This window comes from Streptomyces chartreusis NRRL 3882, assembly GCF_900236475.1.
GTDB lineage: Bacteria > Actinomycetota > Actinomycetes > Streptomycetales > Streptomycetaceae > Streptomyces > Streptomyces chartreusis_D.
Map to the genome: position 1 here is coordinate 1,944,943 of NZ_LT963352.1, position 22,270 is coordinate 1,967,212.

Annotated in this window: 24 protein-coding genes; 18 read left to right on the forward strand and 6 right to left on the reverse strand. The window is 71.9% G+C overall.

The window, feature by feature from the left end:
- Window positions 1–43 precede the first annotated feature (43 nt).
- Window positions 44–475 carry a helix-turn-helix domain-containing protein gene (locus SCNRRL3882_RS08665; RefSeq protein WP_010042554.1) on the forward strand — a complete coding sequence of 144 codons (432 nt, stop codon included), beginning with the start codon at window positions 44–46 and terminating at the stop codon, window positions 473–475.
- A 48-nt stretch (window positions 476–523) separates the two neighbouring features.
- Here SCNRRL3882_RS08665 and SCNRRL3882_RS08670 read toward each other — a convergent pair whose 3' ends face one another.
- From SCNRRL3882_RS08670 to SCNRRL3882_RS08680, 3 genes are all read right to left on the reverse strand, one after another.
- Window positions 524–1,063: a peptidoglycan-binding domain-containing protein gene (locus tag SCNRRL3882_RS08670; protein ID WP_010042556.1), complete on the reverse strand. Its 540-nt coding sequence runs from the start codon at window positions 1,061–1,063 to the stop codon at window positions 524–526.
- Between the two features lie 282 nt (window positions 1,064–1,345).
- Window positions 1,346–1,669 carry a hypothetical protein gene (locus SCNRRL3882_RS08675; protein WP_010042559.1) on the reverse strand — a complete coding sequence of 108 codons (324 nt, stop codon included), beginning with the start codon at window positions 1,667–1,669 and terminating at the stop codon, window positions 1,346–1,348.
- A gap of 333 nt (window positions 1,670–2,002) precedes the next feature.
- Window positions 2,003–2,410 carry an SRPBCC family protein gene (locus SCNRRL3882_RS08680; protein ID WP_010042562.1) on the reverse strand — a complete coding sequence of 136 codons (408 nt, stop codon included), beginning with the start codon at window positions 2,408–2,410 and terminating at the stop codon, window positions 2,003–2,005.
- Window positions 2,411–2,535: 125 nt separating this feature from the next.
- Here SCNRRL3882_RS08680 and SCNRRL3882_RS08685 point away from each other — a divergent pair, with 125 nt between their 5' ends.
- The gene (locus SCNRRL3882_RS08685) at window positions 2,536–2,940 is read left to right on the forward strand and encodes a VOC family protein (RefSeq protein ID WP_010042564.1); all 405 of its coding nucleotides are present in this window, start codon (window positions 2,536–2,538) and stop codon (window positions 2,938–2,940) included.
- Here SCNRRL3882_RS08685 and SCNRRL3882_RS08690 read toward each other — a convergent pair.
- Window positions 2,920–3,609, reverse strand: a complete 690-nt coding sequence (locus tag SCNRRL3882_RS08690; RefSeq protein ID WP_010042565.1) for a helix-turn-helix domain-containing protein — start codon at window positions 3,607–3,609, stop codon at window positions 2,920–2,922. The genes SCNRRL3882_RS08685 and SCNRRL3882_RS08690 overlap by 21 nt on opposite strands.
- A 109-nt stretch (window positions 3,610–3,718) precedes the next feature.
- Window positions 3,719–4,690, reverse strand: coding sequence for an AraC family transcriptional regulator (locus SCNRRL3882_RS08695; protein ID WP_078602879.1), 972 nt, complete (start codon window positions 4,688–4,690; stop codon window positions 3,719–3,721).
- 81 nt (window positions 4,691–4,771) lie between these two features.
- Between SCNRRL3882_RS08695 and SCNRRL3882_RS08700 the strand changes: the two genes are divergently transcribed.
- Entirely contained in the window at window positions 4,772–5,617 is an 846-nt protein-coding gene (locus SCNRRL3882_RS08700; RefSeq protein ID WP_010042567.1) for an NmrA family transcriptional regulator, read from the forward strand.
- 471 nt (window positions 5,618–6,088) lie between these two features.
- Here SCNRRL3882_RS08700 and SCNRRL3882_RS08705 read toward each other — a convergent pair whose 3' ends face one another.
- Window positions 6,089–7,243, reverse strand: a complete 1,155-nt coding sequence (locus SCNRRL3882_RS08705) for a YihY/virulence factor BrkB family protein (protein ID WP_029181365.1) — start codon at window positions 7,241–7,243, stop codon at window positions 6,089–6,091.
- Window positions 7,244–7,352: 109 nt separating this feature from the next.
- On the opposite strand from SCNRRL3882_RS08705, the gene SCNRRL3882_RS08710 reads away from it, so the two are divergent.
- The 15 genes from SCNRRL3882_RS08710 to SCNRRL3882_RS08780 all read left to right on the forward strand — a co-directional run bounded on the left by SCNRRL3882_RS08710 (window position 7,353) and on the right by SCNRRL3882_RS08780 (window position 22,235).
- Window positions 7,353–8,987 carry an acyl-CoA dehydrogenase family protein gene (locus SCNRRL3882_RS08710; protein ID WP_029181366.1) on the forward strand — a complete coding sequence of 545 codons (1,635 nt, stop codon included), beginning with the start codon at window positions 7,353–7,355 and terminating at the stop codon, window positions 8,985–8,987.
- Window positions 8,988–9,268: 281 nt separating this feature from the next.
- A complete protein-coding gene (locus SCNRRL3882_RS08715) occupies window positions 9,269–10,546 on the forward strand; it encodes a GAF domain-containing protein (protein WP_010042576.1) in 1,278 nt (425 codons plus the stop codon).
- Window positions 10,547–10,719: 173 nt separating this feature from the next.
- Window positions 10,720–12,048, forward strand: a complete 1,329-nt coding sequence (locus SCNRRL3882_RS08720) for a hypothetical protein (protein ID WP_010042578.1) — start codon at window positions 10,720–10,722, stop codon at window positions 12,046–12,048.
- Window positions 12,049–12,092: 44 nt separating this feature from the next.
- Window positions 12,093–12,665: a GNAT family N-acetyltransferase gene (locus tag SCNRRL3882_RS08725; RefSeq protein WP_010042579.1), complete on the forward strand. Its 573-nt coding sequence runs from the start codon at window positions 12,093–12,095 to the stop codon at window positions 12,663–12,665.
- A gap of 126 nt (window positions 12,666–12,791) precedes the next feature.
- Window positions 12,792–12,875 (forward strand): putative leader peptide, encoded by an 84-nt coding sequence (locus SCNRRL3882_RS42385; RefSeq protein ID WP_310887545.1) that lies wholly within the window; start codon window positions 12,792–12,794, stop codon window positions 12,873–12,875.
- 130 nt (window positions 12,876–13,005) lie between these two features.
- Window positions 13,006–14,703: a nitrite/sulfite reductase gene (locus tag SCNRRL3882_RS08730; protein WP_010042580.1), complete on the forward strand. Its 1,698-nt coding sequence runs from the start codon at window positions 13,006–13,008 to the stop codon at window positions 14,701–14,703.
- Window positions 14,700–14,879, forward strand: a complete 180-nt coding sequence (locus tag SCNRRL3882_RS08735) for a hypothetical protein (RefSeq protein ID WP_010042581.1) — start codon at window positions 14,700–14,702, stop codon at window positions 14,877–14,879. The genes SCNRRL3882_RS08730 and SCNRRL3882_RS08735 overlap by 4 nt, the downstream gene beginning before the upstream one ends.
- A complete protein-coding gene (locus SCNRRL3882_RS08740) occupies window positions 14,876–15,586 on the forward strand; it encodes a phosphoadenylyl-sulfate reductase (RefSeq protein ID WP_010042582.1) in 711 nt (236 codons plus the stop codon). The genes SCNRRL3882_RS08735 and SCNRRL3882_RS08740 overlap by 4 nt, the downstream gene beginning before the upstream one ends.
- Window positions 15,587–15,639: 53 nt before the next feature.
- Window positions 15,640–16,176 (forward strand): adenylyl-sulfate kinase, encoded by a 537-nt coding sequence (gene cysC / locus SCNRRL3882_RS08745; protein ID WP_010042583.1) that lies wholly within the window; start codon window positions 15,640–15,642, stop codon window positions 16,174–16,176.
- The gene (gene cysD / locus SCNRRL3882_RS08750) at window positions 16,173–17,108 is read left to right on the forward strand and encodes a sulfate adenylyltransferase subunit CysD (RefSeq protein ID WP_102514771.1); all 936 of its coding nucleotides are present in this window, start codon (window positions 16,173–16,175) and stop codon (window positions 17,106–17,108) included. Before cysC ends, cysD begins: the two co-directional genes overlap by 4 nt.
- A 2-nt stretch (window positions 17,109–17,110) precedes the next feature.
- On the forward strand, window positions 17,111–18,445 hold the full coding sequence (locus tag SCNRRL3882_RS08755) for a sulfate adenylyltransferase subunit 1 (protein ID WP_102514772.1): 1,335 nt from the start codon (window positions 17,111–17,113) through the stop codon (window positions 18,443–18,445).
- Window positions 18,446–18,667: 222 nt separating this feature from the next.
- Window positions 18,668–19,771, forward strand: coding sequence for an aliphatic sulfonate ABC transporter substrate-binding protein (locus SCNRRL3882_RS08765; RefSeq protein ID WP_102514773.1), 1,104 nt, complete (start codon window positions 18,668–18,670; stop codon window positions 19,769–19,771).
- A gap of 50 nt (window positions 19,772–19,821) precedes the next feature.
- Window positions 19,822–20,610: an ABC transporter ATP-binding protein gene (locus SCNRRL3882_RS08770; RefSeq protein ID WP_010034299.1), complete on the forward strand. Its 789-nt coding sequence runs from the start codon at window positions 19,822–19,824 to the stop codon at window positions 20,608–20,610.
- The gene (locus SCNRRL3882_RS08775; protein ID WP_102514774.1) at window positions 20,597–21,490 is read left to right on the forward strand and encodes an ABC transporter permease; all 894 of its coding nucleotides are present in this window, start codon (window positions 20,597–20,599) and stop codon (window positions 21,488–21,490) included. The genes SCNRRL3882_RS08770 and SCNRRL3882_RS08775 overlap by 14 nt, the downstream gene beginning before the upstream one ends.
- Window positions 21,491–21,494: 4 nt before the next feature.
- Entirely contained in the window at window positions 21,495–22,235 is a 741-nt protein-coding gene (locus SCNRRL3882_RS08780; protein ID WP_010034293.1) for a sirohydrochlorin chelatase, read from the forward strand.
- The last annotated feature ends 35 nt before the right edge of the window (window positions 22,236–22,270 follow it).

Consider the following 22,270-nt stretch of genomic DNA (forward strand, 5'->3'; position numbering starts at 1 on the left):
CGTTGTCCGGGGCGGGGCGGCGGCGGGCAGTTGGGGGACGACCATGACACGCTGGCGGCCGCTTCCGGACGCACTGCCGAGGGAGGCACGGCACCTGGTCGCGCAACTGCGGGGCCTGAAGGACCGCACGGGTCTGAGCCTGGCCGAGCTGGCGCGGCGGACGGCGTACAGCAAGTCGTCGTGGCAGCGGTATCTCAGCGGGGCCAAGCAGCCACCGAGAGGAGCGGTGCAGGCGCTGTGCCGGGTGGCGGGGGCGGACCAGGCGCGGCTGCTTGCGCTGTGGGATCTGGCGGACCAGACGTGGCCGCACGGCGTGGCGGTGCCGGTGGAACCGGCCGGGCAGGCGGTGGACACGGCGACGCCGCCGCCCGGCGCCGAGTACCGGCGGTGGCGGGCGGCGGCGTTGGTCTCCTTCGCGGTCATCGTGGTGCTGCTGGCCGGGCTGCTGTGGGTGCTGCCGGCGAGGAGCGGGTGAGGGCGCGGGTCCATCCGCTCCGGCTCCCGCTCCCCGGCGGCGGTGGTCTCAGCCGAGGGTGCGGTAGTGGGCGTTCTTCCAGGGCCCGACGTTCTTCAGCTTCACCTGGTACTTGCCGCTCACGCGCTTGAAGTTGACGTTCCGCGCGTCGCCCTTGTACTGGACGATGTTGCCCGGGAGGCTCTGCAGCCGGGTCTGGGCGAAGTCCCAGCTCTCGCTGACGACGACACCGTCGGTCTCCGGCAGGTTGTGCCGGCTCTGCCACCACTGCGTGGCCGACTCGGTCTCCGGCCCGAACGAGCCGTCGATCTGGCTCTTCTTGAAGGGCCGCCACTCCCCCTCGTCGTCCTCCCACAGGGCACCGTCCGCCCACAGGACGGCCTCCCACAGGGCGATGGCGTTGCCCCTGGAGTACGCCTCGACGCCGAGGTTCTCCTCGTCCTCCCAGTCGTTGCCGACGGCACCGCCGCCGTCGATTCCGAAGTAGGCGGGCGCGGCGTTGGCGGCCGGCGCCAGGGCGATTCCGGTGGCCCCGGCCCCCAGCAACACGGCCGTCACCATCGCCATGGCCCGATTGCGCATGCTCATGCGGTCTTCCTTTCCGAACCGCCGTCACCCGTGGGTTCCCCCTGGGGCGGCTCGTCTCATCCGGCACGGCACAGCCTCACGGGCCGGGGGCGGCCGGAGCGAGCTTTCCCGCCGTACGCGGACCGCCCAGGGACGGTTCACGGGCGGGGCGGCGGCGTCCCGGCGGAGGATGGGACGCGCGGGACCTGCATGGGCCGGGGCGGGACGCATCCACGCGACCGCGCCGACGAATTCCGCTTCGACGGCCGCCTGAGGAGGTGTCCGACGGCGGGCGGGCCGTGGTCAGCCTGCGAGGTACTCGAGGTCGAGGTGGTCGGAATGCCCGGCCCAGGAGAGGGAGAACTTCCAGCAGCCCGGCTTCGGCAAGTCGACGAGGGAAGGGCCGGGCCCTCCGGTGACCGAGCGGGTCACCACTTCGTTCGTGCCGGTGAGGCGGGCCTTGATGGTCAACCGGTCGTCAGGGCCCGCGTCGGCGGCCCCCTCAGTGTCCTTCGCCACCCAGAGGATCTTGTTCTCCCGGCCCTCGGCTGCCGGCGCGTGATACGGGTATCCGAAGAGGATCGCGGCGATTTCCCCCTTGTCGCCGATGATGTGGCGCTGTGACACGTCTCGCGGGAATCCCTTCCGCGCCCACGAGGGAAGGGAGCCCTGCGTCACGGCGGGGCGGCAACTCCCCGTCCCGTTCGCCTCGGTGCCGCTGCAACCACTTGCTGCGAGCACCGCGGCAGTCGCCAGAGCAATGAGCGCCCCGGGCACGGAGGGGCCGCCCGGGCGCCGCACGCTCGGTCGACGCAGGCGTACGGGCATCCCGGCTCCGATGCGTTGTGGCGACTCACCCGGCGAGGCCCGGCGGGTCGAGTTGAACCTTGAATGACAAGAGGGCACTGTTCCACGGGTTCCGAAGGCCGGGGAAGCTGCTATCCGGCCAGGCCGGATGTCTCATGAGCGTTCCATCAGCCGCTTGAGGGCCGTGAGGTCGGCGGTCACCGCACGTGCGTCGCGGTGGAAGTCCTCGTCGCTCATCCAGGGCTGCCGGCGCAGGGTGAACACCACCTCGCAGCCGGGGCCGTCCGCGAGCACCCGCATCGGGTTGTGGACGGTCTCCCCCGAGGGCAGTGTGACGTCGTGGTCGAGCACGCCGAAGTCGTTCCGGGGCGTGAAGTCCACCACGACCCGCCCCATGGGCGACTCCCCCACCCACCGGCCGTCCACCAGCTCGATGGAACGGGCCAGTCCGGGAGCCCAGCCGGGGACGTTGGCGGGGTCCGAGACGTAGTCGTAGACCTCCTGTGCGGGCCGGTCGATGGGGATGCCGAGGTGCCTGGATTGCCGTGTCGTGGTCGTCATGGCGGCGACGTTACGGGCCTGCCCGGGGGGGCGTCTTGAACGGATCGGACACGGATCGGGCACCGCGCCGACCGGTGTCCGATTCCTTCAAGACCGGGCGTCGCCGGCCTGCCTACGGTGATCCCATGACTGCACGATTCGATGCCATCGGCCTGGTCGTCTCCGACATGGCCGCCTCCGTCGCCTTCTACCGCCGGCTCGGGTTCGCCTTCCCCGAGGGCGCCGAGAGCCTGCCGCACGCCGAGGCCGGGCTGCCCGGCGGGTTGCGGCTGATGCTCGACACCGGGGAGACGGTCCGCTCCTTCCGGCCCGGGTGGCAGCCGCCGGCGGACGGCGGCCGGACCTCGCTGGCCCTGCGGTGCGACGGGCCGGAGGAGGTGGACGCGCTGTACGGGGAGCTGGTGGGCGCCGGGTGCCGGGGTGAGCTGAAGCCCTGGGACGCCTTCTGGGGGCAGCGGTACGCCGTGGTGCTCGACCCGGACGGCAACGGGGTGGACCTGTTCGCTCCGCTAGCCGCGGCGGGCGAGTAGCTCCCCCAGCGGCAGGCCCGCCAACTCCCTGACGTCCCTGGCGAGATGGGCCTGGTCGGCGTAACCGGCCCGGGCGGCCGTGTCCGCGAAGGGCACGCCGTGCCGGGCCAGCGCGAGGGCGCGGCGCAGCCGCAGGATCCGGGCCAGGGTCTTGGGGCCGTAGCCGAACGCGGTCAGCGAACGGCGGTGCAACTGGCGTGCCCCGAGGCCGAGTGCGTCGGCGGTCGCGGCGACCGGCCGGCCCGCGCCGAGGGCGGTCACGACCTGCCGCAGCAGCGGATCCGGCGGATCGGCACCGGCCGCCCGCCGCAGGGCGAGGTCCTCGAGTCCGCTCGCCGGGTCGGGGGCCGCGTTCACCCGTGCCGCCAGTCGCCGTACCTCCGAGGCCGGCCACAGATCCGCCAGCTCGACCCGGCGGTCGCGCAGCTCGTGCGCCGGTACGCCGAGCAGGGCCGGGGCCGTGCCCGGGTAGAAACGGATGCCGGCCCAGGTGCCGGTCTCGCCGCCGGTGAGGTACGCGTGCGTGTCGGGCCCGGCGACCAGCAGCCGCCCCTCGTGCCACAGCAGGTCCATGCACCCGTCGGGCAGCACGCGCCCCGCCCCGTCCCGCTCGGGGGCATTGCTCCACACGACCGCTCCCGTCAGCCGTGACGCCCGCTCCACGTACACGTGGGCCAGGCTACGCCGCGGGCCGCGCGGGTGCCGCGAGCGTCCCGGGCCGGGCCGACCCCACCGCCGCCGACCAGGGCGCCCGGCCAGGGCACCGCGGCTCCCGCCGCTACGCCGACCGCCCCCGGTACTCCACCGGGCTCACCCCGTACACCCGCTTGAACGCCGTCGACAGGGCGAACGCGCTGCCGTACCCCACCCGGCGGGCCACCGCGTCGAGTGTGTCCTCGGAGTCGCGCAGGCGGTCGGCGGCCAGGGCGAGGCGCCAGCCGGTGAGGTACGTCATCGGGGGCTCGCCGACCAGGGCGGTGAAGCGGCGGGCGAGTGCGGCACGGGACACCCCCGCCTTGGCGGCGAGCGCGGCGACGGTCCACGGGTGGGCGGGGTCGTCCTGGAGCAGGCGCAGGACACCGCCGACGACCGGGTCGGCCAGGGCCCGGTACCAGGCGGGGGCCTCCGCCTCGGGGCGGGCGAACCACGCGCGCAGCGCGGCGATGACCAGCAGGTCCAGCAGACGGTCCAGGACGACCTCCTGGCCCGGCTCGTCCCGCACGATCTCCTCGGCGACGTACGGGGTGAGCGGACAGTCCCACACGTCGGACGTGAGGGCGAGCAGCGGCGGCAGCGCGTCCAGCAGCCGGCCGCTGATCTCGCCCTGCATCGGGTACGTGCCGATCAGCATCACCGTGGCGCCGTCGAGCCGGTCGCCCCAGGTGCGCACGCCCAGGTCCATGGAGCCGTTCAGGGGGCGGCCGTCGGGGTGGCGGCACTCCTGGCCGGGAAGGATCAGCGCCTGCGGTGCCGTACCGGGGTCGTCCGCGCAGGTGTACGGGTCCGGGCCGCGGGCGATGGCGAGGTCCCCGGCCCGCAGCCGTGTCCGCTCGCCCCGGTCGGGCAGGACCCAGGCCTCGCCGCGCACGACGAGCATCACGGTGAGCGGCGCCCGGTCCTCCACGCGTACCGCCCACGGCGGGTCGAAGCACGCCCTGGTCATGAACGCGCCCCGGGCGCGGGGGCCCTCCAGCAGCCCTGCGAGGGGGTCCCCCGGCCTGAGCGTGTTCGAGCGTGGGGGCGCGTCCATGGGATCAGCGTAGACGCGGTCGTATGGGAATGAGCCGTTCAGCGATGGTTCCGCGCGGTGTACGGCAGTTGACTCGACGGCATGACGAACACGACACGGGACACGCAGGGCATGACGGTTGTGGTGACGGGCGCCTCGGGCCGTACGGGCAGCCGCGTGGCACGGGCGGCGAAGGCGGCCGGGCTCACGGTACGGGCGGCGTCGCGGGCGACCGGTTTCGACTGGTGGGACCGCTCGACCTGGGCGGACGCGCTGCGCGGCGCCGATGCGGCCTACCTCGCGTACCCCTCGGACGTCGGTGCGCCGGGCGCCGCCGAGGCGGTCGGGGACCTCGCGCGGGAGGCGGTCGGGCTCGGGGTACGGCGGCTGGTGCTGCTGTCCGGGCGCGGCGAGGATCAGGCCCTGCCCACCGAGGAGGCGCTGCACGCGTCGGGGGCGGAGTGGACGGTCCTGCGGGCCGCGTGGTTCGCGCAGAACTTCAGCGAGGGGCCGCTGGTGGCGGAGCTGCGGGAGCGCGGGGAGCTGGTGTTCCCGGCCGGTGAGGTGCGCGAGCCGTTCCTCGACGTGCGGGACATCGCGGACGTGACGGTGACCGCGCTGACCACCGGCGACCGGTACGCGGGCCGGACGGTGGCCCTCTCCGGGCCGCGCCTGCTCACCTTCGGCGAGGCGGTCGCGGAAATCGCCGAGTCGACGGGCCGCCCGCTCGGCTACCGGGCGGTGTCGACACAGGACTACGGCGAGACGCTTCTCGGCTTCGGCGTCCCGCCGCAGGAGGTCGCAGCCCTGACCGAGATATTCGACACCCTCCTCGACGGCCGCAACGCACACCTGTCGGACGGCGTGCGGGAGGTCCTGGGCCGCGCGCCCGGGGACTTCTCGGACTTCGTGCGGGAGGAGACGGCGGCGGGAACGTGGCGGGCGTGACGACGACGGGCCGCCGCCGGGCCGGACCCGGGAGACGAGTGACGCTGCGTCGCCTGCCGGCGAGCACGCGGGGCCCCGGAACACGAGCCGACGGCGACCCGAGTGAGGCGACGTCGGCGGGCCGCCGCCGGCACCGGCCACGGCCAGGCCGGGCCCCGCGGAGCGAGTGACAGCCAGCGACAGGCGCACCGGCCATGGACACGCGGAGTCTCGGAGGCACGCCGGCGGTGGCCCGCCGGCCAGGGGTGAGTGACGGTGTGTCGCCCGCTGACATCCAGCGCCAGCCGCCGGCGAACCGGACACCGGAAGGCGCGTCGAGGGCCGACCGCCCCCAGGGCGGGCGGGGCGCGTCGTGGGCAGGTCGCCGCCCGGACCGGCCGCGGCGGCGATGCGGCGCGACCGCAGTTCCGGCGGGCCCGCCGGAGCGCGTGCCCGTTGCGGCCCCAGCGGCCGCGGGAACACGCAGGCCCGTCACTTGTCGGCGGGCGGTGGTGGTTCGCCGTTGGAGTGGGCAGGGCCCTTCGTGTGGGTGCTCTTCACATGGGTCCGCAGGCGGGCCGTGACGTCCTCCGGGGGCAGGAAGCGGGACCAGCGTTCCGGGAACTCGGAGGGCATGTCGGGGTCGGACTCGCCCGCGGCGGCGGCGCGGGCCACGTACTCGGCGACCTGCGCCTGCCGCAGGCGTTCGTTGGCCTCGCGGGCGGCAGCCGTCGCGGCGGCCGGCCAGACCCGGTCGATGGCGGCGTTGACCGCGGCCCCGACGAGCACGGCGAACGCGGACACACCGATCCACAGCAGCACGGCGACCGGCGCGGCCAGGGAGCCGTAGATCGTCGGGCCCTCGACCGTGCTGGTCAGGTAGATCCGCAGCAGGAAGCTGCCGAGGACCCACATGCCGAGGGCGACGAGCGCGCCGGGCACGTCCTCGATCCACGGGGAGCGGACGGGGACGGACACGTGGTAGAGCGTGGTCAGGAAGGCGATGGACAGGAGGATGACGACCGGCCAGTACAGGACCTGGACGACCGTCGTCGACCACGGCACGATCCGCACCACCGCGTCCGGCCCGGCCACCATCAGCGGCAGCGCGATCGAGCCGATCAGCAGGGCGACGATGAACAGCGCGAAGGCCATCAGGCGGGTCTTCACGATGCCCCGGACGCCGTCGAGGCCGTACATGACGGTGATGGTGTCTATGAAGACGTTCACCGCGCGGGAGCCGGACCACAGGGCGAACAGGAAACCGATGGAGATGACGTCGGGCCGGCCGCCCTTCATCACGTCGTGCAGGATCGGCTCGGCGATCTGCCGCACGCCCCGGTCGGACAACACCGTGCGGGCGGCCTCCAGGAGGTTGGCCTGGAGGCTCTCGATCGTGTCGGCGCCGGTCCAGGCGTCGACGTAGCCGAGCAGTCCGATCATGCTCAGCAGCAGCGGCGGAACCGACAGCAGCGTGAAGAACGCGGCCTCCGCCGCCAGGCCCAGGATGCGGTACTCGATGCAGGAGTTGACGGTGTCCTTGAGCAACAGCCAGGCGGTCCTGCGCTTGGAGACGTTCCGGTAGAGAGCACGCGCCCGGTGGAGGCGCCCGGAGGGTGTGTCGGGGGTTTCACTTGCTGGCTGCACCCCCTAACGGTATCCGTCGCGCCTGACCGTACTCACCCTCAGGCCGGTCCGGGGCATCCGGCCCTCGCCCCTTGGTGACCAAGGTGCCACCGCGGGGTACTTTCGCAGCATGGCTGGCAGCACCCACTCCGTGAACAACCAGGTCCCGCCGCTGGTCGGGTACGACGTCTTCTCGGCCGACCGGGCCCTCACGGCGGCGGTCGAACGGCATCTGGATCCCGGCCTGCGCGACGAGGTGCTCGGCGAGCTGTCGGCGCTCGGGCGGACCTCCGGCTCCGCCCAGGTGCAGGAGTGGGGGGCGCAGGCAAACGAGAACCCGCCCCGGCTGCGCACCCACGACCGGTACGGCCACCGGATCGACGAGGTCGAGTTCCATCCGTCCTGGCACCGGCTGCTCGGCAAGGGCGTCTCGGCCGGTCTGACCGCGGCCTGGGACCGGCCGGCCGGGCATCTGCGGCGGGCCGCCGCCTTCCTGGTGTGGACGCAGGTCGAGGCCGGCAACGGCTGCCCGCTGTCGATGACGCACGCGGCGGTGCCCGCCCTGCGCACCGACCCGGACCTGGCCGCCGAGTGGGAACCGCGGCTGACGTCCATGGTCTACGACCGTGAGCTCAGGCCCGCGCACCTCAAGGCCGGGGCGCTGTTCGGGATGGGCATGACGGAGAAGCAGGGCGGCAGCGACGTACGGGCGGGCACGACGTCCGCGCGGCCGCTCGCCGAGGACGGGACGTACGAACTGACCGGGCACAAGTGGTTCTGCTCCGCGCCGATGTCCGACGGTTTCCTGGTGCTGGCGCAGGCGCCGGGCGGGCTCACCTGCTTCCTGGTGCCGCGGGTGCTGGCGGACGGCACGCGCAACGTGTTCCTGCTGCAGCGGCTCAAGGACAAGCTCGGCAACCGGTCGAACGCCTCGGCCGAGGTCGAGTTCGACGGGACCTGGGCGCGCCGGGTCGGCGAGGAGGGGCGCGGGGTGCGCACCATCATCGAGATGGTGGCGGCGACCCGGCTCGACTGTGTGCTGGGCTCGGCGGGGCTGATGCGGCAGGCCGTGGCGCAGGCGGTGCACCACTGCACGCACCGGGAGGCGTTCGGCGGGAAGCTCGTCGACAAGCCGCTGATGCGCAATGTCCTCGCCGACCTCGCCATCGAGTCGGAGGCGGCGACGACGCTGGCGCTGCGGCTCGCGGCGGCCTGTGACGACGGCGGCGAGCAGGAGCGGGCGCTGCTGCGGATCGCGGTGCCGGCGGCCAAGTACTGGGTGACCAAGCGGTGCCCGCCGGTGGCGGTGGAGGCGGCCGAGTGCCTGGGCGGCAACGGCTACGTCGAGGAGTCCGGGCTGCCCCGGCTGGTGCGCGAGTCGCCGCTCAACTCGATCTGGGAGGGTGCGGGCAACGTCCAGGCCCTCGACGTGCTGCGGGCGTTGCAGCGGGAGCCCGGTGCGCTGGACGCGTATCTGCGGGAGGTCGGGCAGGCGCGCGGCGCCGATCACCGGCTCGACGGGGCCATCAAGAACCTGCTGACCGAACTCGCCGATCTGCAGGGCGTGGAGGGGCGGGCGCGGCGGCTGGCGGAGCGGCTGGCGCTGGTGCTCCAGGGGTCGCTGCTGGTCCGTTTCGCGCCACCGCAGGTCGCCGACGCGTTCTGCGCGGCGCGGCTGGGCGGCGACGGGGGCGCGGCGTTCGGGACGCTCCCGCACACGCTCGATCTGGCGTCGGTGGTGGAGCGGGCCCGGCCGGTGGCCTGATCCGGGCAGCCGAAGCGGGGGTGGTGCTGCGCCGACACGGCACCACCCCCGCCGCACTGGCCCGTTCGAGCCACTGAACGCCGCTCGGGACGGCGCCGCTCAAGTTTCAGACACGGCCGGGCGGTCCACCAGGGTTGCAAGGGGTTGCAACTTGCTGCTGACTGTCTGCGGACTGTGCGCGCCCCTGTGGGGCAGGCGGCACTATGAGACGGTCAGTCGGAAAGGGCTTCACGCCCGGGCCCGCAGCCCTTGTTCCTGGAGGACCAGTGGCGCACTCACCGATGAACGTCACGCAGCTCGCCGCCGCGGACACCACGCGTGCGGCCCGGGTGCTCAGCGAGGTCCGCTCCGCCCGGCTGTCCGGGCAGCCCGCCCCCGTGTCACCGCGCCGGGTGATCGAGCAGTCCTGGGAGCGCATGCTGCGCAGCGGTGTCGATCCTGACCACGACTTCCGGGCGGATCTGCTGTCCCGCGAGGAGGTGCAGCGGCGGCGCGAGACGTCGGTACTGCGCCATGTGCTGCCGGTGCTGCGGGAGGGGCTGCTCGGGTTCGCGGACGTCGCCCACCACATCATGGTGGTCGCCGACGAGGAGGGCCGGGTGCTGTGGCGGGAGGGCAGCGCGCCGGTGCTGCGCAAGGCCGACGGGCTCGGTTTCGAACTCGGCGCGGACTGGCGTGAGGACGTCGTCGGCACGAACGGTCTGGGCACCCCGGCGGTGGTGCGCCGGCCCGTGCAGGTCTTCGCCTCCGAGCACTTCGTGCGCTCCCAGGCCGGCTGGACCTGTGCCGGCGCTCCGCTGACGGATCCGCGGGACGGCCGGCTGCTCGGCGTGGTGGACGTGAGCGGTCCGCTGGAGACGATGCATCCGGCCACGCTCGCCTGGGTGGACTCGGTCGCGAAACTCGCCGAGGCCCGGCTGCGGGAGAGGCACCAGGAGTCGCTGGAGCGGCTGCGCGCGGTGGCGGCGCCGGTGCTGGCCCGGCTCGACGGGCGTGCCCTGGTCGTCGACCGGGACGGCTGGACCGCCGCGGTCAGCGGGACGCCGTACACGCGGCGCGTGGCCCTGCCCAAGTCCCTGTCGCCGGGCCCGAGGTGGGTGCCGGCGCTCGGGCTGTGTTCCGTGGAGCCGCTGGCCGGGGGCTGGCTGCTGCGGGCGGCCGCCGACGAGCCGGTGCCGCGCGGGGCGACCAGGATCGTGCTGGACCTCAGGCAGGCCCGCAGATGGACGGTGGCGGTCTCCGGCGGCGCGGGCTCCTGGACCCGCGAACTGAGCCCCCGGCACGCCGAGTTGCTGTACCTCCTCGCCGTCCACCGCACCGGCCGCAGCGCCTCGGACCTGGCCGGCGACGTGTTCGGTGACCCGGCCCGCACGGTGACGGTACGCGCCGAGATGTCGCGAGTGCGGCGCTACCTCGGCGCGTTCCTGGAACACCGGCCCTACCGCTTCGCCGAGGACGCCGAGGTCGAGGTGGTCCTCCCGGACGACCCGAACGACCTGCTGCCGCACTCGACGGCACCGGCGGTGGGGAGGCTGCGCAGCTCCGCACCGGCCCCCTGAGGTTCACGGGACGTGCCGTCCGTCGGCCCCCACGGGTGCATCTTGCGCATATTTGCAAGGTCTTCGCCCCCCGCCCCGCCCACCTGCCGTAGCATCCTCCACGGGCCACCCCACCTGCTCCTCCGTCAACGTACGGACCGCAAGGCGCAGTTGGCCCGCCTCGGGAGGACGTTATGAAGCATCGTGGCAGACACCGGCGGCGCAGGCGGGGCAGGGCGCTGCGTGGCGTCCTGGCCGGGACGGCTCTCGCGCTCACCGCCGCCGCCACTCTGATCAGCGCCTCGCAGGCCACGGTCGCCGACGCGCCCGGGGCCCTGAAGCCGATCGGCGTGTCCGCCGGGGCCGGGCGGCTGGAGCTGGCCGAGCACCGGGTGCCCGGGCCGTGGCTCGACCGGCTGACCTCGGAGATGGGCCGGCCCGTCGGTGCCGGCACGGTGCTGGACAGCGCCGACCGCACGCTGCGGAACGCGGCCGGCTGCCCGACCGCCGAGAAGCACACCCTGCCGGTCGAGCCGGCGGCCACGCGCGCGTACTGCTTCGGCGGCGCCGACACCCGGGGCTGGCGGCCCGGCGCGGTCACCACCTCGGGCGACGCGGACGACGACGGCCGCTGGGGCGGGAACCGCGTGATCCTTTCCGGCTGGACCCGCGGCGGCGCCGGGGGCGGCTCCATGGACGGCCCCGCCCCCGAGCAGGGCCTGGCCAAGGTCGCCTTCGTCGACGCGAACGATCCCGACCGGCTCCGCTACACCTGGGCCCTGCTGGCCGTCCCGGTGGACGGCGGGCGGGACTACCGGGGGCTGGTCTCCCCGCTGTCCGGCATGGTCTGGTACCAGGACAAGCTGCTGGTGACGACCCGCGAGGGCGACCGGGACGCGCTGTACGTCTACGACATGGACCGCATCCAGCGCGCCACGGTCGACTCGGACGCGGTCGGCCGGGTGCGGGGCGGCTGGTCGGCGTACGGCTACCGGTTCGTACTGCCCGCGGTCGCCTCGTACGCCCTGCCCGGCGGGGACGACGTGCCGCACCCGGCCGCCGTCTCCCTCGACCGCAGCACCTCCCCCGACAGTCTGGTGGCGAGCGAGTGGGTGCCCGCGGACGGCGACCGCCGCACCCGGCTGTGGCGTTACGCGCTGAGCCGGGACCCTGCCCGGTCCGGCCTGCTCGCCACGGACTCCTCGGAGCACGCGGACCCGGTCGAGGCGTACGAGACGAAGACGGCCGACGTGCGGGGCGTGCTGTCGTACCGCTCGGGCTGGTACCTCGACCGCGCGGCGGGCACGCCCGGGGGGCACGGGACGCTGTGGCGCCAGGACACGAAGGGCGCGCGGGCGGCGGAGTGCGCGACGGACGAGACGCGCCACTGCTGGAGCGGCCTGTCGGGTTCCCTGTCCTACTGGGAGGAGACGGGTGAGCTCTGGTCCCAGTCGGGGCGGATGCTGTTCGCGCTGCCGCTGGCGTCGGTGGACAGGGCGCTGGGCCGACCGGCAGACCGGTAGGCCACGATCGACAGACCAGTGGGTCAGATGGTTTTCTGGCCCGCATGACCACCATCACCGTGACCACCTGGTCTCTGGAGCAGACCGCCCCGACCGACCTGCTGCCGGCCGCCGCGCCGGACGGGGACGTCCGGATCGTCCGCTCCGAGGTGCCCTCGCCCGAGTTCAGCCGGTACCTGTACGTCTCGGTCGGCGGCGACGTCCGCTGGACGGACCAGCTGGGCTGGTCGTACGCGCGGTGGCTGGAGCACCTGGAGCGCCCCGGGGTGGAGACGTGGGTGGCGTACGACCGTGGCACGCCCGCGGGGTACGTGGAGCTGGAGGCGCAGGACGACGCGGTCGTGGAGATCCTCCACTTCGGACTGCTCCCCGCTTTCCGCGGCCGGCGCATCGGCGGGCACCTGCTGTCGTACGGCACGGCCCGTGCCTGGGACCTCGCGGACCGCTGGGCGGGACTGACGCCGACGAAGCGGGTCTGGCTGCACACGTGCAGCAAGGACGGCGAGCACGCGATGGCCAACTACCAGCGCCGCGGGTTCAAGCTGTTCGACACCAAGGTCGAGGAGGAACCGGACGTCACCGCTCCGGGGCCGTGGCCTGGGGCGTTCCCCGTCTGACCTGGTCGGACACCCCGGGACGGCCCGGTGTGACCAAGGACACTCACGTCTTGGATACCGAGACATGAGTGTCCGAATCTTGGACGAAGCTGGACTGTGTCCAGATCGCCGTGACACGCTTCCGTCATGCCTGGAACTGGGATTGCCTTGGTGAGTCGACGCCACGTCGACCTCGGCCGCATGTCCAGCGCCATCTGTCCGGCGCGCTGAGAGTACTCACGCAGCGCCCGACATCTCCCTTTCTCGTCTCCTCCCCGCGCAATGACGCGCCCCTATGCCCATGCGCCCGCATGCGCAGGTCAGAGCCGCTTTCCCGCCTGTCCCGAAGGACGTATCAACCATGGCCGCCACCCCGCAGAAGCCTGCCGCCGCGACTCCCCGCCGCAAGGTGAGCCGTCACCGCGGTGAGGGTCAGTGGGCCGCGGGGCACCACACCCCGCTCAACGGCAACGAGCAGTTCAAGAAGGACGACGACGGTCTCAATGTGCGGACACGCATTGAGACGATCTACTCCAAGCGGGGCTTCGACTCGATCGACCCGAACGACCTGCGCGGCCGGATGCGCTGGTGGGGCCTGTACACCCAGCGCCGTCCCGGGATCGACGGCGGCAAAACGGCGGTCCTGGAGCCGGAGGAGCTGGACGACGAGTACTTCATGCTGCGCGTCCGCATCGACGGCGGTGCGCTGACCACCCGGCAGCTCCGGGTCATCGGCGAGATCTCGCAGGAGTTCGCGCGCGGCACGGCCGACATCACCGACCGGCAGAACGTGCAGTACCACTGGATCCGGATCGAGGACGTGCCCGAGATCTGGAACCGGCTGGAGGGCGTCGGCCTGTCCACGGTCACCGCCTGCGGCGACACCCCGCGCGTGATGATCGGCTCGCCCGTCGCCGGGATCGCGGCGGACGAGATCATCGACGCCACGCCGGCGCTGGAGGAGATGAAGCGCCGCGTCCTGAACAACAAGGCGTACTCGAACCTCCCGCGGAAGTTCAAGACCGCGATCTCGGGCTCGCCGCTGCTGGACGTGGTGCACGAGATCAACGACGTCGCGTTCGTCGGCGTCGTCCACCCCGAGCACGGCCCGGGCTTCGACGTGTGGGTCGGCGGCGGCCTGTCCACCAACCCCAAGCTGGGCGTGCGGCTGGGCACCTGGGTGCCGATCGACGAGGTCCCGGACGTCTACGAGGGCGTCATCTCGATCTTCCGTGACTACGGCTACCGCCGGCTGCGCAACCGGGCCCGGCTGAAGTTCCTCGTCGCCGACTGGGGCGCGGAGAAGTTCCGGCAGGTCCTGGAGGACGAGTACCTCAAGCGCAAGCTGGTCGACGGCCCGGCTCCCGAGCAGCCGGTCCAGCAGTGGCGCGACCACATCGGCGTGCACCGGCAGAAGGACGGCCGCTTCTACGTCGGCTTCGCCCCGCGCGTGGGACGCGTCGACGGCGCGACGCTCACGAAGATCGCCGACCTCGCGGAGGCCCACGGCTCGGGCCGGGTGCGCACCACCGTCGAGCAGAAGATGATCGTCCTCGATGTCGAGGAGGACAAGGTCGAGTCGCTCGTCGAGGACCTGGAGGCACTCGACCTGACCGCCCGGCCGTCCTCGTTCCGGCGCGGCACCATGGCCTGCACCGGCATCGAGTTCTGCAAGCTCGCCATCGTCGAGACCAAGCAGCGCGGCTCGCAGCTCATCGACGAGCTGGAGCGCCGTCTGCCGGACTTCGACGAGCCGATCACCATCAACCTCAACGGCTGCCCGAACGCCTGCGCCCGTATCCAGGTGGCGGACATCGGTCTCAAGGGCCAGCTGGTCGTCAACGACCAGGGCGAGCAGGTGGAGGGCTACCAGGTGCACCTGGGCGGCGCGCTCGGCCTGGAGGCGGGCTTCGGCCGCAAGGTGCGCGGTCTGAAGGTCACCTCCGACGAACTGCCCGACTACGTCGAGCGCGTCCTGAAGCGGTTCCAGGCGGAGCGCGAGGACGGCGAGCGGTTCGCCACCTGGGCGGCCCGGGCCAGCGAGGAGGCCCTTTCATGAGCGAACGAGCGGCCCCCTTCTACTGCCCCTACTGCGGTGACGAGGACCTGCGTCCGAGCGAGGCGGGACACGGCGCGTGGGAATGCGCGGCGTGCAGCCGAGCCTTTCAGCTGAAGTTCCTCGGGCTGCTGGCCCAGGGGCTGAAGCGATCCGACACCGGAGGGGCACAGATATGACCACGGTTCAGGAACGACGCACCTCCGAGGACCTCAAGGCACTCGCCGAGCAGGCGGGCCGCGACCTCGAGGACGCCTCCGCGCTGGAGATCCTCCAGTGGGCGGCCGAGACGTTCGGCAAGCGCTTCTGCGTGACCTCCTCGATGGAGGACGCGGTCGTCGCCCACCTCGCCTCCCGGGCGATGCCCGGCGTCGACGTCGTCTTCCTCGACACCGGCTACCACTTCGAGGAGACCATCGGCACCCGTGACGCGGTCGACGCCGTGATGGACGTCAACGTCATCACGCTCACGCCCCGCCAGACGGTCGCCGAGCAGGACGCGGAGTACGGCCCCAGGCTGCACGACCGCAACCCCGACCTGTGCTGCGCGCTGCGCAAGGTCCGGCCGCTGGAGGAGGGCCTGAAGAACTACCAGGCCTGGGCGACCGGGCTGCGCCGCGACGAGTCCCCGACCCGGGCCGGCACCCCGGTCGTCGGCTGGGACGAGAAGCGCCAGAAGGTCAAGATCTCCCCGATCGCCCGCTGGACCCAGGACGACGTGGACGCCTACGTCACCGAACACGGCGTCCTGACGAACCCGCTGCTGATGGACGGCTACGCCTCCGTCGGCTGCGCCCCCTGCACCCGCAGGGTCCTTGAGGGCGAGGACGCGCGCGCCGGCCGCTGGGCGGGCCGCAGCAAGACCGAGTGCGGGCTGCACGGATGACCGCGCCTCGGACACAGACTCCTCAGAAGACTCAGACGATTCAGGAGACCGACGTGACGACCGGAGCCACCGTCTGGCTCACGGGTCTGCCGAGTGCCGGCAAGACCACCATCGCCTACGAGCTGGCCGGCCGGCTCCGCGCCGAGGGCCACCGCGTCGAGGTGCTCGACGGCGACGAGATCCGCGAGTTCATCTCGGCGGGCCTCGGCTTCAGCCGCGAGGACCGGCACACCAACGTGCAGCGCATCGGCTTCGTCGCCGAACTGCTCGCCCGCAACGGCGTGCTCGCCCTCGTCCCGGTCATCGCGCCGTACCAGGACAGCCGCGAGGCGGTGCGCAAGCGGCACCAGACGAACGGCACCGCGTACGTGGAGATCCACGTGGCGACTCCGGTGGAGGTGTGCAGCGAGCGGGACGTGAAGGGTCTGTACGCCAAGCAGGCCGCGGGTGAGCTGAAGGGCCTGACCGGGGTCGACGACCCGTACGAGGCGCCCGAGTCGCCCGATCTGCGCATCGAGTCGCAGAACCAGACCGTGCAGGAGTCCGCTGCGTCCGTGTACGCCCTGCTCAGCGAAAGGGGACTGGCATGACGACCGCCGCCACGGTTTCCGAGGAGACCGACAGCCCGTACGCCCTCTCCCACCTCGATGCTCTTGAGTCGGAGGCGGTGCACATCTTCCGTGAGGTGGCGGGTGAGTTCGAGCGGCCGGTGATCCTGTTCTCCGGTGGCAAGGACTCGATCGTCATGCTGCATCTGGCGCTGAAGGCGTTCCGGCCGGCGTCGGTGCCGTTCTCGCTGCTGCATGTGGACACCGGGCACAACTTCCCCGAGGTCCTGGACTACCGGGACCGTACGGTCGAGAGGCACGGGCTGCGGCTGTATGTGGCGTCGGTGCAGGACTACATCGACCGGGGTGTGCTCAAGGAGCGCCCGGACGGCACCCGCAACCCGCTGCAGACGCTGCCGCTGACGGAGAAGATCCAGGCGGAGAAGTTCGACGCGGTCTTCGGCGGGGGGCGCCGGGATGAGGAGAAGGCCCGGGCCAAGGAGCGGGTGTTCTCGCTGCGGGACGAGTTCTCGCAGTGGGATCCGCGCCGGCAGCGTCCGGAGCTGTGGAACCTCTACAACGGCCGGCATGCCCCGGGTGAGCACGTCCGGGTCTTCCCGTTGTCGAACTGGACCGAGCTGGACGTGTGGCAGTACATCGCCCGTGAGGGCATCGAGCTGCCGGAGATCTACTACGCGCACGAGCGTGAGGTGTTCCGGCGCAGTGGGATGTGGCTGACGGCCGGTGAGTGGGGCGGGCCGAAGGACGGCGAGGTGGTGGAGAAGCGTCTGGTGCGCTACCGGACCGTGGGTGACATGTCCTGCACCGGCGCGGTCGATTCGGAGGCGGACACGATCGAGAAGGTGATCGTGGAGATCGCCGCCTCCCGGCTCACCGAACGCGGCGCCACCCGCGCCGACGACAAGATGTCCGAGGCCGCGATGGAAGACCGCAAGCGCGAGGGGTACTTCTAGAGATGAGCACGATCACCACCGAGGAGCTTGCGGAGACCACGCTGCTGCGGTTCGCCACCGCCGGTTCCGTCGACGACGGTAAGTCCACCCTGGTCGGGCGGCTCCTGCACGATTCGAAGTCGGTCCTGACCGACCAGCTGGAGGCTGTCGAGCGGGTCTCCGCGAGCCGTGGCCAGGAGGCCCCGGACCTGGCGTTGCTGACCGACGGTCTGCGCGCGGAGCGGGAGCAGGGCATCACCATCGACGTGGCCTACCGCTATTTCGCCACGCCCCGGCGCCGGTTCATTCTCGCCGACACCCCCGGCCATGTGCAGTACACCCGCAACATGGTCACCGGTGCCTCGACGGCCGAGCTGACGGTGATCCTGGTCGACGCCCGCAACGGCGTGGTGGAGCAGACCCGCCGGCACGCGGCGATCGCCGCCCTGCTGCGGGTGCCGCACGTGGTCCTGGCGGTGAACAAGATGGACCTGGTGGGCTATGAGGAGTCGGTGTTCGCGGCGATCGCCGAGGAGTTCACCGCGTACGCCACCGAGCTGGGTGTCCCCGAGGTCACCGCGATCCCGATCTCCGCGCTGGTCGGGGACAACGTGGTGGAGGCGTCGGCGAACATGGACTGGTACGGCGGGCCGACCGTGCTGGAGCACCTGGAGACGGTGCCGGTCGCGCACGACCTGAGTCACTGCCACGCCCGGCTGCCGGTGCAGTACGTGATCCGGCCGCAGAGCGCCGACCACCCCGACTACCGGGGTTACGCCGGGCAGATCGCGGCCGGTTCCTTCCGCGTCGGCGAGCAGGTCACCGTGCTGCCCTCGGGCCGTTCCACGAAGATCACGGGTATCGATCTGCTGGGTGAGCCGGTGGAGGTGGCCTGGACGACGCAGTCGGTGACCCTCCTGCTCCAGGACGACATCGACATCTCGCGTGGCGACCTGATCGTGCCCAGCAAGGACGCGCCGCCGACCACGCAGGACATCGAGGCGACCGTCTGCCATGTCGCCGACGCGCCCCTGACGGTGGGCCACCGGGTGCTGCTCAAGCACGGCACCCGCACGGTCAAGGCGATCGTGAAGGACATCCCCTCCCGCCTGACCCTGGATGATCTGTCCCTGCACCCGCACCCGGGACAGCTCGTCGCCAACGACATCGGCCGGGTGAAGATCCGTACCGCCGAGGCGTTGCCGGTGGACTCCTACGCCGACTCGCGCCGCACCGGCTCGTTCATCCTGATCGATCCCAACGACGGCACCACGCTGACCGCGGGCATGGTCGGCGAGTCCTTCGCCTCCCCCGAGCCGGTCAAGGACGAGACCGAGGACGACGGGTGGGACTTCTGACATGAACTCCCCCGACTTCTACTCGATGTTCGCGAAGGAGGGCGGCCGCGTCGGCAGCGGTGCTCTCGGCAGCGGGCAGGGCGGAGTGGCGCGATGTGTGCGCTGACGTACGCGCACTGCCTGCGCGCCCTCACCCCCCACCGCCGTAGACGAAAACCTGCCGACCTCCCGGCCACGACCTGAGAGACCGTGACCGCCGGGCCTCCGAGAGGAAACCCTCCCGTGCCTGCATCATCCGCTCTGCGCCGATCCTTCGCGGTACTGGCCGCGCTGCCCCTGCTCACGCTGGCCGCCTGCGGTTACGGCTCCCAGGCCAAGGACGACGGAACCGCCAAGGTCGCCGCCGGGGCGAAGAAGATCGACGGGCTCGACACCGTCAAGATCGGTTACTTCGGCAACCTCACCCACGGAACCGCGCTGGTGGGCATGCAGAAGGGCTTCTTCCAGAAGGCTCTCGGCGCCACCAAGGTCGAACCCGCGCTCTTCAACGCGGGGCCCTCCGAGATCGAGGCGCTGAACTCCGGCTCCATCGACATCGGCTGGATCGGTCCGTCTCCGGCGATCAACGGCTATGTCAAGTCCGGTGGCAAGAACCTGCGGATCATCGGTGGTTCGGCGTCCGGTGGTGTGAGGCTGGTGGTCAACCCGGACAAGATCACGTCGTTGAAGGACGTCAAGGGCAAGCGGATCGCGACTCCGCAGCTGGGCAACACCCAGGACGTGGCGTTCCTCAACTGGGCCGCCGACCAGGGCTGGAAGATCGACCCGCAGAGCGGCAAGGGCGACGTCACCGTCGTGCGCAGTGACAACAAGGTCACCCCCGACGCCTACAAGTCCGGCTCCATCGACGGGGCGTGGGTGCCGGAGCCGACCGCCTCGAAGCTGGTCGCCGAGGGCGGCAAGGTCCTGCTGGACGAGGCGTCGCTGTGGCCGGACAAGAAGTTCGTGATCACGAACATCATCGTGCGCCAGGAGTTCTTGAAGGAACACCCCAAGGTCGTCGAGGCGGTGCTGAAGGGCTCGGTCGAGACCAACAAGTGGATCAACGCCCACCCGGACGCGGCGAAGACGGCCGCCAACGAGCAGCTGGCCGCGGACTCCGGCAAGGCGCTGCCGGCAAATGTGCTGGATCCGGCGTGGAAGTCGATCCAGTTCACCGACGACCCGCTGGCCGCCACCCTCAACACCGAGGCCGCGCACGCCGTGAAGGCCGGACTGCTGCAAAAGCCCGACCTGAAGGGCATCTACGACCTCGCGCCGCTGAACAAGGTCCTCAAGGCAGAGGGTGAGCCCACGGTCGACGACGCCGGTCTCGGCGCGAAGTAAGCCCGCATCCCCAAGCCGCCATTGTGAACAGTTCCCAGGAGGTGACGACCATGGCCACGACCCTCGCCAAGGCCGCCGACGACACCGGGACGGCCACCCACGCCGCCCGGATCGAGCACGTCTCGAAGTCGTTCGCGGGCCCCGCCGGGCAGCAGCTCGTCCTGGACGACATCACCCTCGATGTCGCCCCCGGCGAGTTCGTCACCCTCCTGGGGGCCTCGGGCTGCGGCAAATCCACCCTGCTCAACCTCGTGGCCGGCCTGGACGGGCCCTCCGCCGGCACCATCAGCACCGACGGCCGCCCGGCCCTGATGTTCCAGGAACACGCCCTTTTCCCCTGGCTGACCGCCGGCAAGAACATCGAACTCGCCCTGAAACTCAGCGGCGTGCCCAAGGCCGAGCGCCGCGAGCGGGCCGAGCAGCTGCTGGAACTGGTCCGGCTCAAGGGCGCGCACGGCAAGCGGGTGCACGAGCTGTCCGGCGGAATGCGCCAGCGCGTGGCGCTGGCCCGCGCGCTGGCCCAGGACAGCAAGCTGCTGCTGATGGACGAACCCTTCGCCGCCCTCGACGCCATCACCCGCGATGTACTGCACGACGAGCTGACCCGTATCTGGCGCGAGACACAGGTGTCGGTCCTGTTCGTCACCCACAACGTGCGCGAAGCGGTCCGCCTGGCCCAGCGGGTGGTGCTGCTGTCCTCCCGCCCGGGCCGCATCGCCCGCCAGTGGAGCGTGGACATCCCGCAACCGCGCCGCATCGAGGACACCGCCGTGGCGGAGCTGTCCGTCGAGATCACCGAACAACTGCGTGGGGAGATCCGCCGTCATGGCCAGCACTGACACCACGATCGCCGACAAGGACGGCAACGACCTCGCCGGTCTCGAAGCCGGCCTCGACGCCCTGGAAACCGTCCAGACCAGCCGCAAACCCTTCCGGCAGACCCTCACCGAGAAAATCCTGCCGCCCGTCCTCGCCGTCGCCCTGGTCCTGGCGCTCTGGCAGGCCCTGGTCTCCTTCAAGGTCGTCGACGACCCCACCAAACTCCCCGCACCCTCAGCCGTATGGGACGTCGTCCACACCGCCTGGCTCCAGGGCGAACTGCTCGACTACATCTGGACCAGCGTCTCGCGCGGCCTGCTCGGCTTCTGCTTCGCCCTGCTCATCGGCACCCCCCTCGGCCTGCTCGTGGCCCGCGTGAAGTTCATCCGCGCCGCCATCGGCCCCATCCTGTCCGGCCTGCAGTCCCTGCCCTCGGTCGCCTGGGTCCCCCCGGCCGTCATCTGGCTCGGCCTGAACAACTCCATGATGTACGCCGTCATCCTCCTCGGCGCCGTCCCCTCCATCGCCAACGGCCTCGTCTCCGGCGTCGACCAGGTACCCCCACTGTTCCTGCGCGCGGGCCGCACCCTCGGCGCCACCGGCCTGAAGGGCACCTGGCACATCGTCCTCCCCGCCGCCCTGCCCGGCTACGTCGCCGGCCTCAAACAGGGCTGGGCCTTCTCCTGGCGCTCCCTGATGGCCGCCGAGATCATCGCCTCCTTCCCCGACCTCGGCGTCGGCCTCGGACAACTCCTCGAAAACGGCCGCAACGCCAGCGACATGGCCATGGTCTTCGAAGCCATCCTCCTCATCCTCATCGTCGGCATCGCCATCGACCTCCTCATCTTCAGCCCCCTGGAGCGGTGGGTGCTGCGCAGCCGCGGCCTGCTGGTGAAGTGAACCCATGACCAACAAGCCCGTTCTCCTCGTCATCGCGCACGGCAGCCGCGACCCGCGGCACGCCGCGACGGTGCACGCCCTGGTACGCCAGGTCCGCTCCCTGCGCCCCGACGTACGCGTGGAGACGGGCTTCCTGGACTTCAACGTGCCCTCGGTGCAGGGGGTGCTGGAGTCCCTGGCGGTCCAGGGTGTCCGTGACGTCGTCGCCCTCCCCCTCCTCCTGACCCGGGCGTTCCACGCGAAGGCGGACATCCCGGCGGTTCTCGCGGACGCGCCCCCGCAGCTGCGTGTCCGCCAGGCGGAGGTCCTGGGCCCGTCGCCCCTGTTGCTGTCCGCGCTGGAGCGACGCCTGTACGAGGCGGGCCTGTCCCCCGCCGACAAGTCCTCGACCGGGGTCGTGCTGGCCTCGGCGGGGTCCACCGACCCGGAGGCGATCGCAGTGATCGCAGAAATCGCGCGGGAGTGGCGGCACACCGGTTGGTGCGCCGTGCGGCCTGCGTTCGCCTCCGCATCTCTCCCCCGCACGGAGGACGCCGTCCGGGAACTCCGAGCCCTCGGCTGCGCCCGAGTGGCGGTCGCCCCCTACGTCCTCGCCCCCGGCTTCCTCCCGGACCGCATCGCCCGGGGCGCGGCGGAGGCGGACGTCCTGGCGAGTGTCCTGGGGCCGGCGCCGGAGGTGGCCCGGGTCGTACTGGAGCGCTACGAGGCGGCTCGGATACCGGCGTTGGCGGCCGTGAGCGCCTGAGGGAGAACCGGCCATCAGGGCAGGTTCCCCGCCAG

Excerpts from the sequence above, each read along its gene's own strand:
- SCNRRL3882_RS08665 (WP_010042554.1), top strand. The coding sequence starts at position 44 with ATGACACGCTGGCGGCCGCTTCCGGACGCACTGCCGAGGGAGGCACGG.
- SCNRRL3882_RS08670 (WP_010042556.1), bottom strand. The coding sequence starts at position 1,063 with ATGAGCATGCGCAATCGGGCCATGGCGATGGTGACGGCCGTGTTGCTG.
- SCNRRL3882_RS08680 (WP_010042562.1), bottom strand. The coding sequence starts at position 2,410 with ATGACGACCACGACACGGCAATCCAGGCACCTCGGCATCCCCATCGAC.
- SCNRRL3882_RS08685 (WP_010042564.1), top strand. The coding sequence starts at position 2,536 with ATGACTGCACGATTCGATGCCATCGGCCTGGTCGTCTCCGACATGGCC.
- SCNRRL3882_RS08695 (WP_078602879.1), bottom strand. The coding sequence starts at position 4,690 with ATGGACGCGCCCCCACGCTCGAACACGCTCAGGCCGGGGGACCCCCTC.
- SCNRRL3882_RS08700 (WP_010042567.1), top strand. The coding sequence starts at position 4,772 with ATGACGAACACGACACGGGACACGCAGGGCATGACGGTTGTGGTGACG.
- SCNRRL3882_RS08710 (WP_029181366.1), top strand. The coding sequence starts at position 7,353 with ATGGCTGGCAGCACCCACTCCGTGAACAACCAGGTCCCGCCGCTGGTC.
- SCNRRL3882_RS08715 (WP_010042576.1), top strand. The coding sequence starts at position 9,269 with ATGAACGTCACGCAGCTCGCCGCCGCGGACACCACGCGTGCGGCCCGG.
- SCNRRL3882_RS08720 (WP_010042578.1), top strand. The coding sequence starts at position 10,720 with ATGAAGCATCGTGGCAGACACCGGCGGCGCAGGCGGGGCAGGGCGCTG.
- SCNRRL3882_RS08725 (WP_010042579.1), top strand. The coding sequence starts at position 12,093 with ATGACCACCATCACCGTGACCACCTGGTCTCTGGAGCAGACCGCCCCG.
- SCNRRL3882_RS42385 (WP_310887545.1), top strand. The coding sequence starts at position 12,792 with ATGCCTGGAACTGGGATTGCCTTGGTGAGTCGACGCCACGTCGACCTC.
- SCNRRL3882_RS08730 (WP_010042580.1), top strand. The coding sequence starts at position 13,006 with ATGGCCGCCACCCCGCAGAAGCCTGCCGCCGCGACTCCCCGCCGCAAG.
- SCNRRL3882_RS08735 (WP_010042581.1), top strand. The coding sequence starts at position 14,700 with ATGAGCGAACGAGCGGCCCCCTTCTACTGCCCCTACTGCGGTGACGAG.
- SCNRRL3882_RS08740 (WP_010042582.1), top strand. The coding sequence starts at position 14,876 with ATGACCACGGTTCAGGAACGACGCACCTCCGAGGACCTCAAGGCACTC.
- cysD (WP_102514771.1), top strand. The coding sequence starts at position 16,173 with ATGACGACCGCCGCCACGGTTTCCGAGGAGACCGACAGCCCGTACGCC.
- SCNRRL3882_RS08755 (WP_102514772.1), top strand. The coding sequence starts at position 17,111 with ATGAGCACGATCACCACCGAGGAGCTTGCGGAGACCACGCTGCTGCGG.
- SCNRRL3882_RS08770 (WP_010034299.1), top strand. The coding sequence starts at position 19,822 with ATGGCCACGACCCTCGCCAAGGCCGCCGACGACACCGGGACGGCCACC.
- SCNRRL3882_RS08775 (WP_102514774.1), top strand. The coding sequence starts at position 20,597 with ATGGCCAGCACTGACACCACGATCGCCGACAAGGACGGCAACGACCTC.
- SCNRRL3882_RS08780 (WP_010034293.1), top strand. The coding sequence starts at position 21,495 with ATGACCAACAAGCCCGTTCTCCTCGTCATCGCGCACGGCAGCCGCGAC.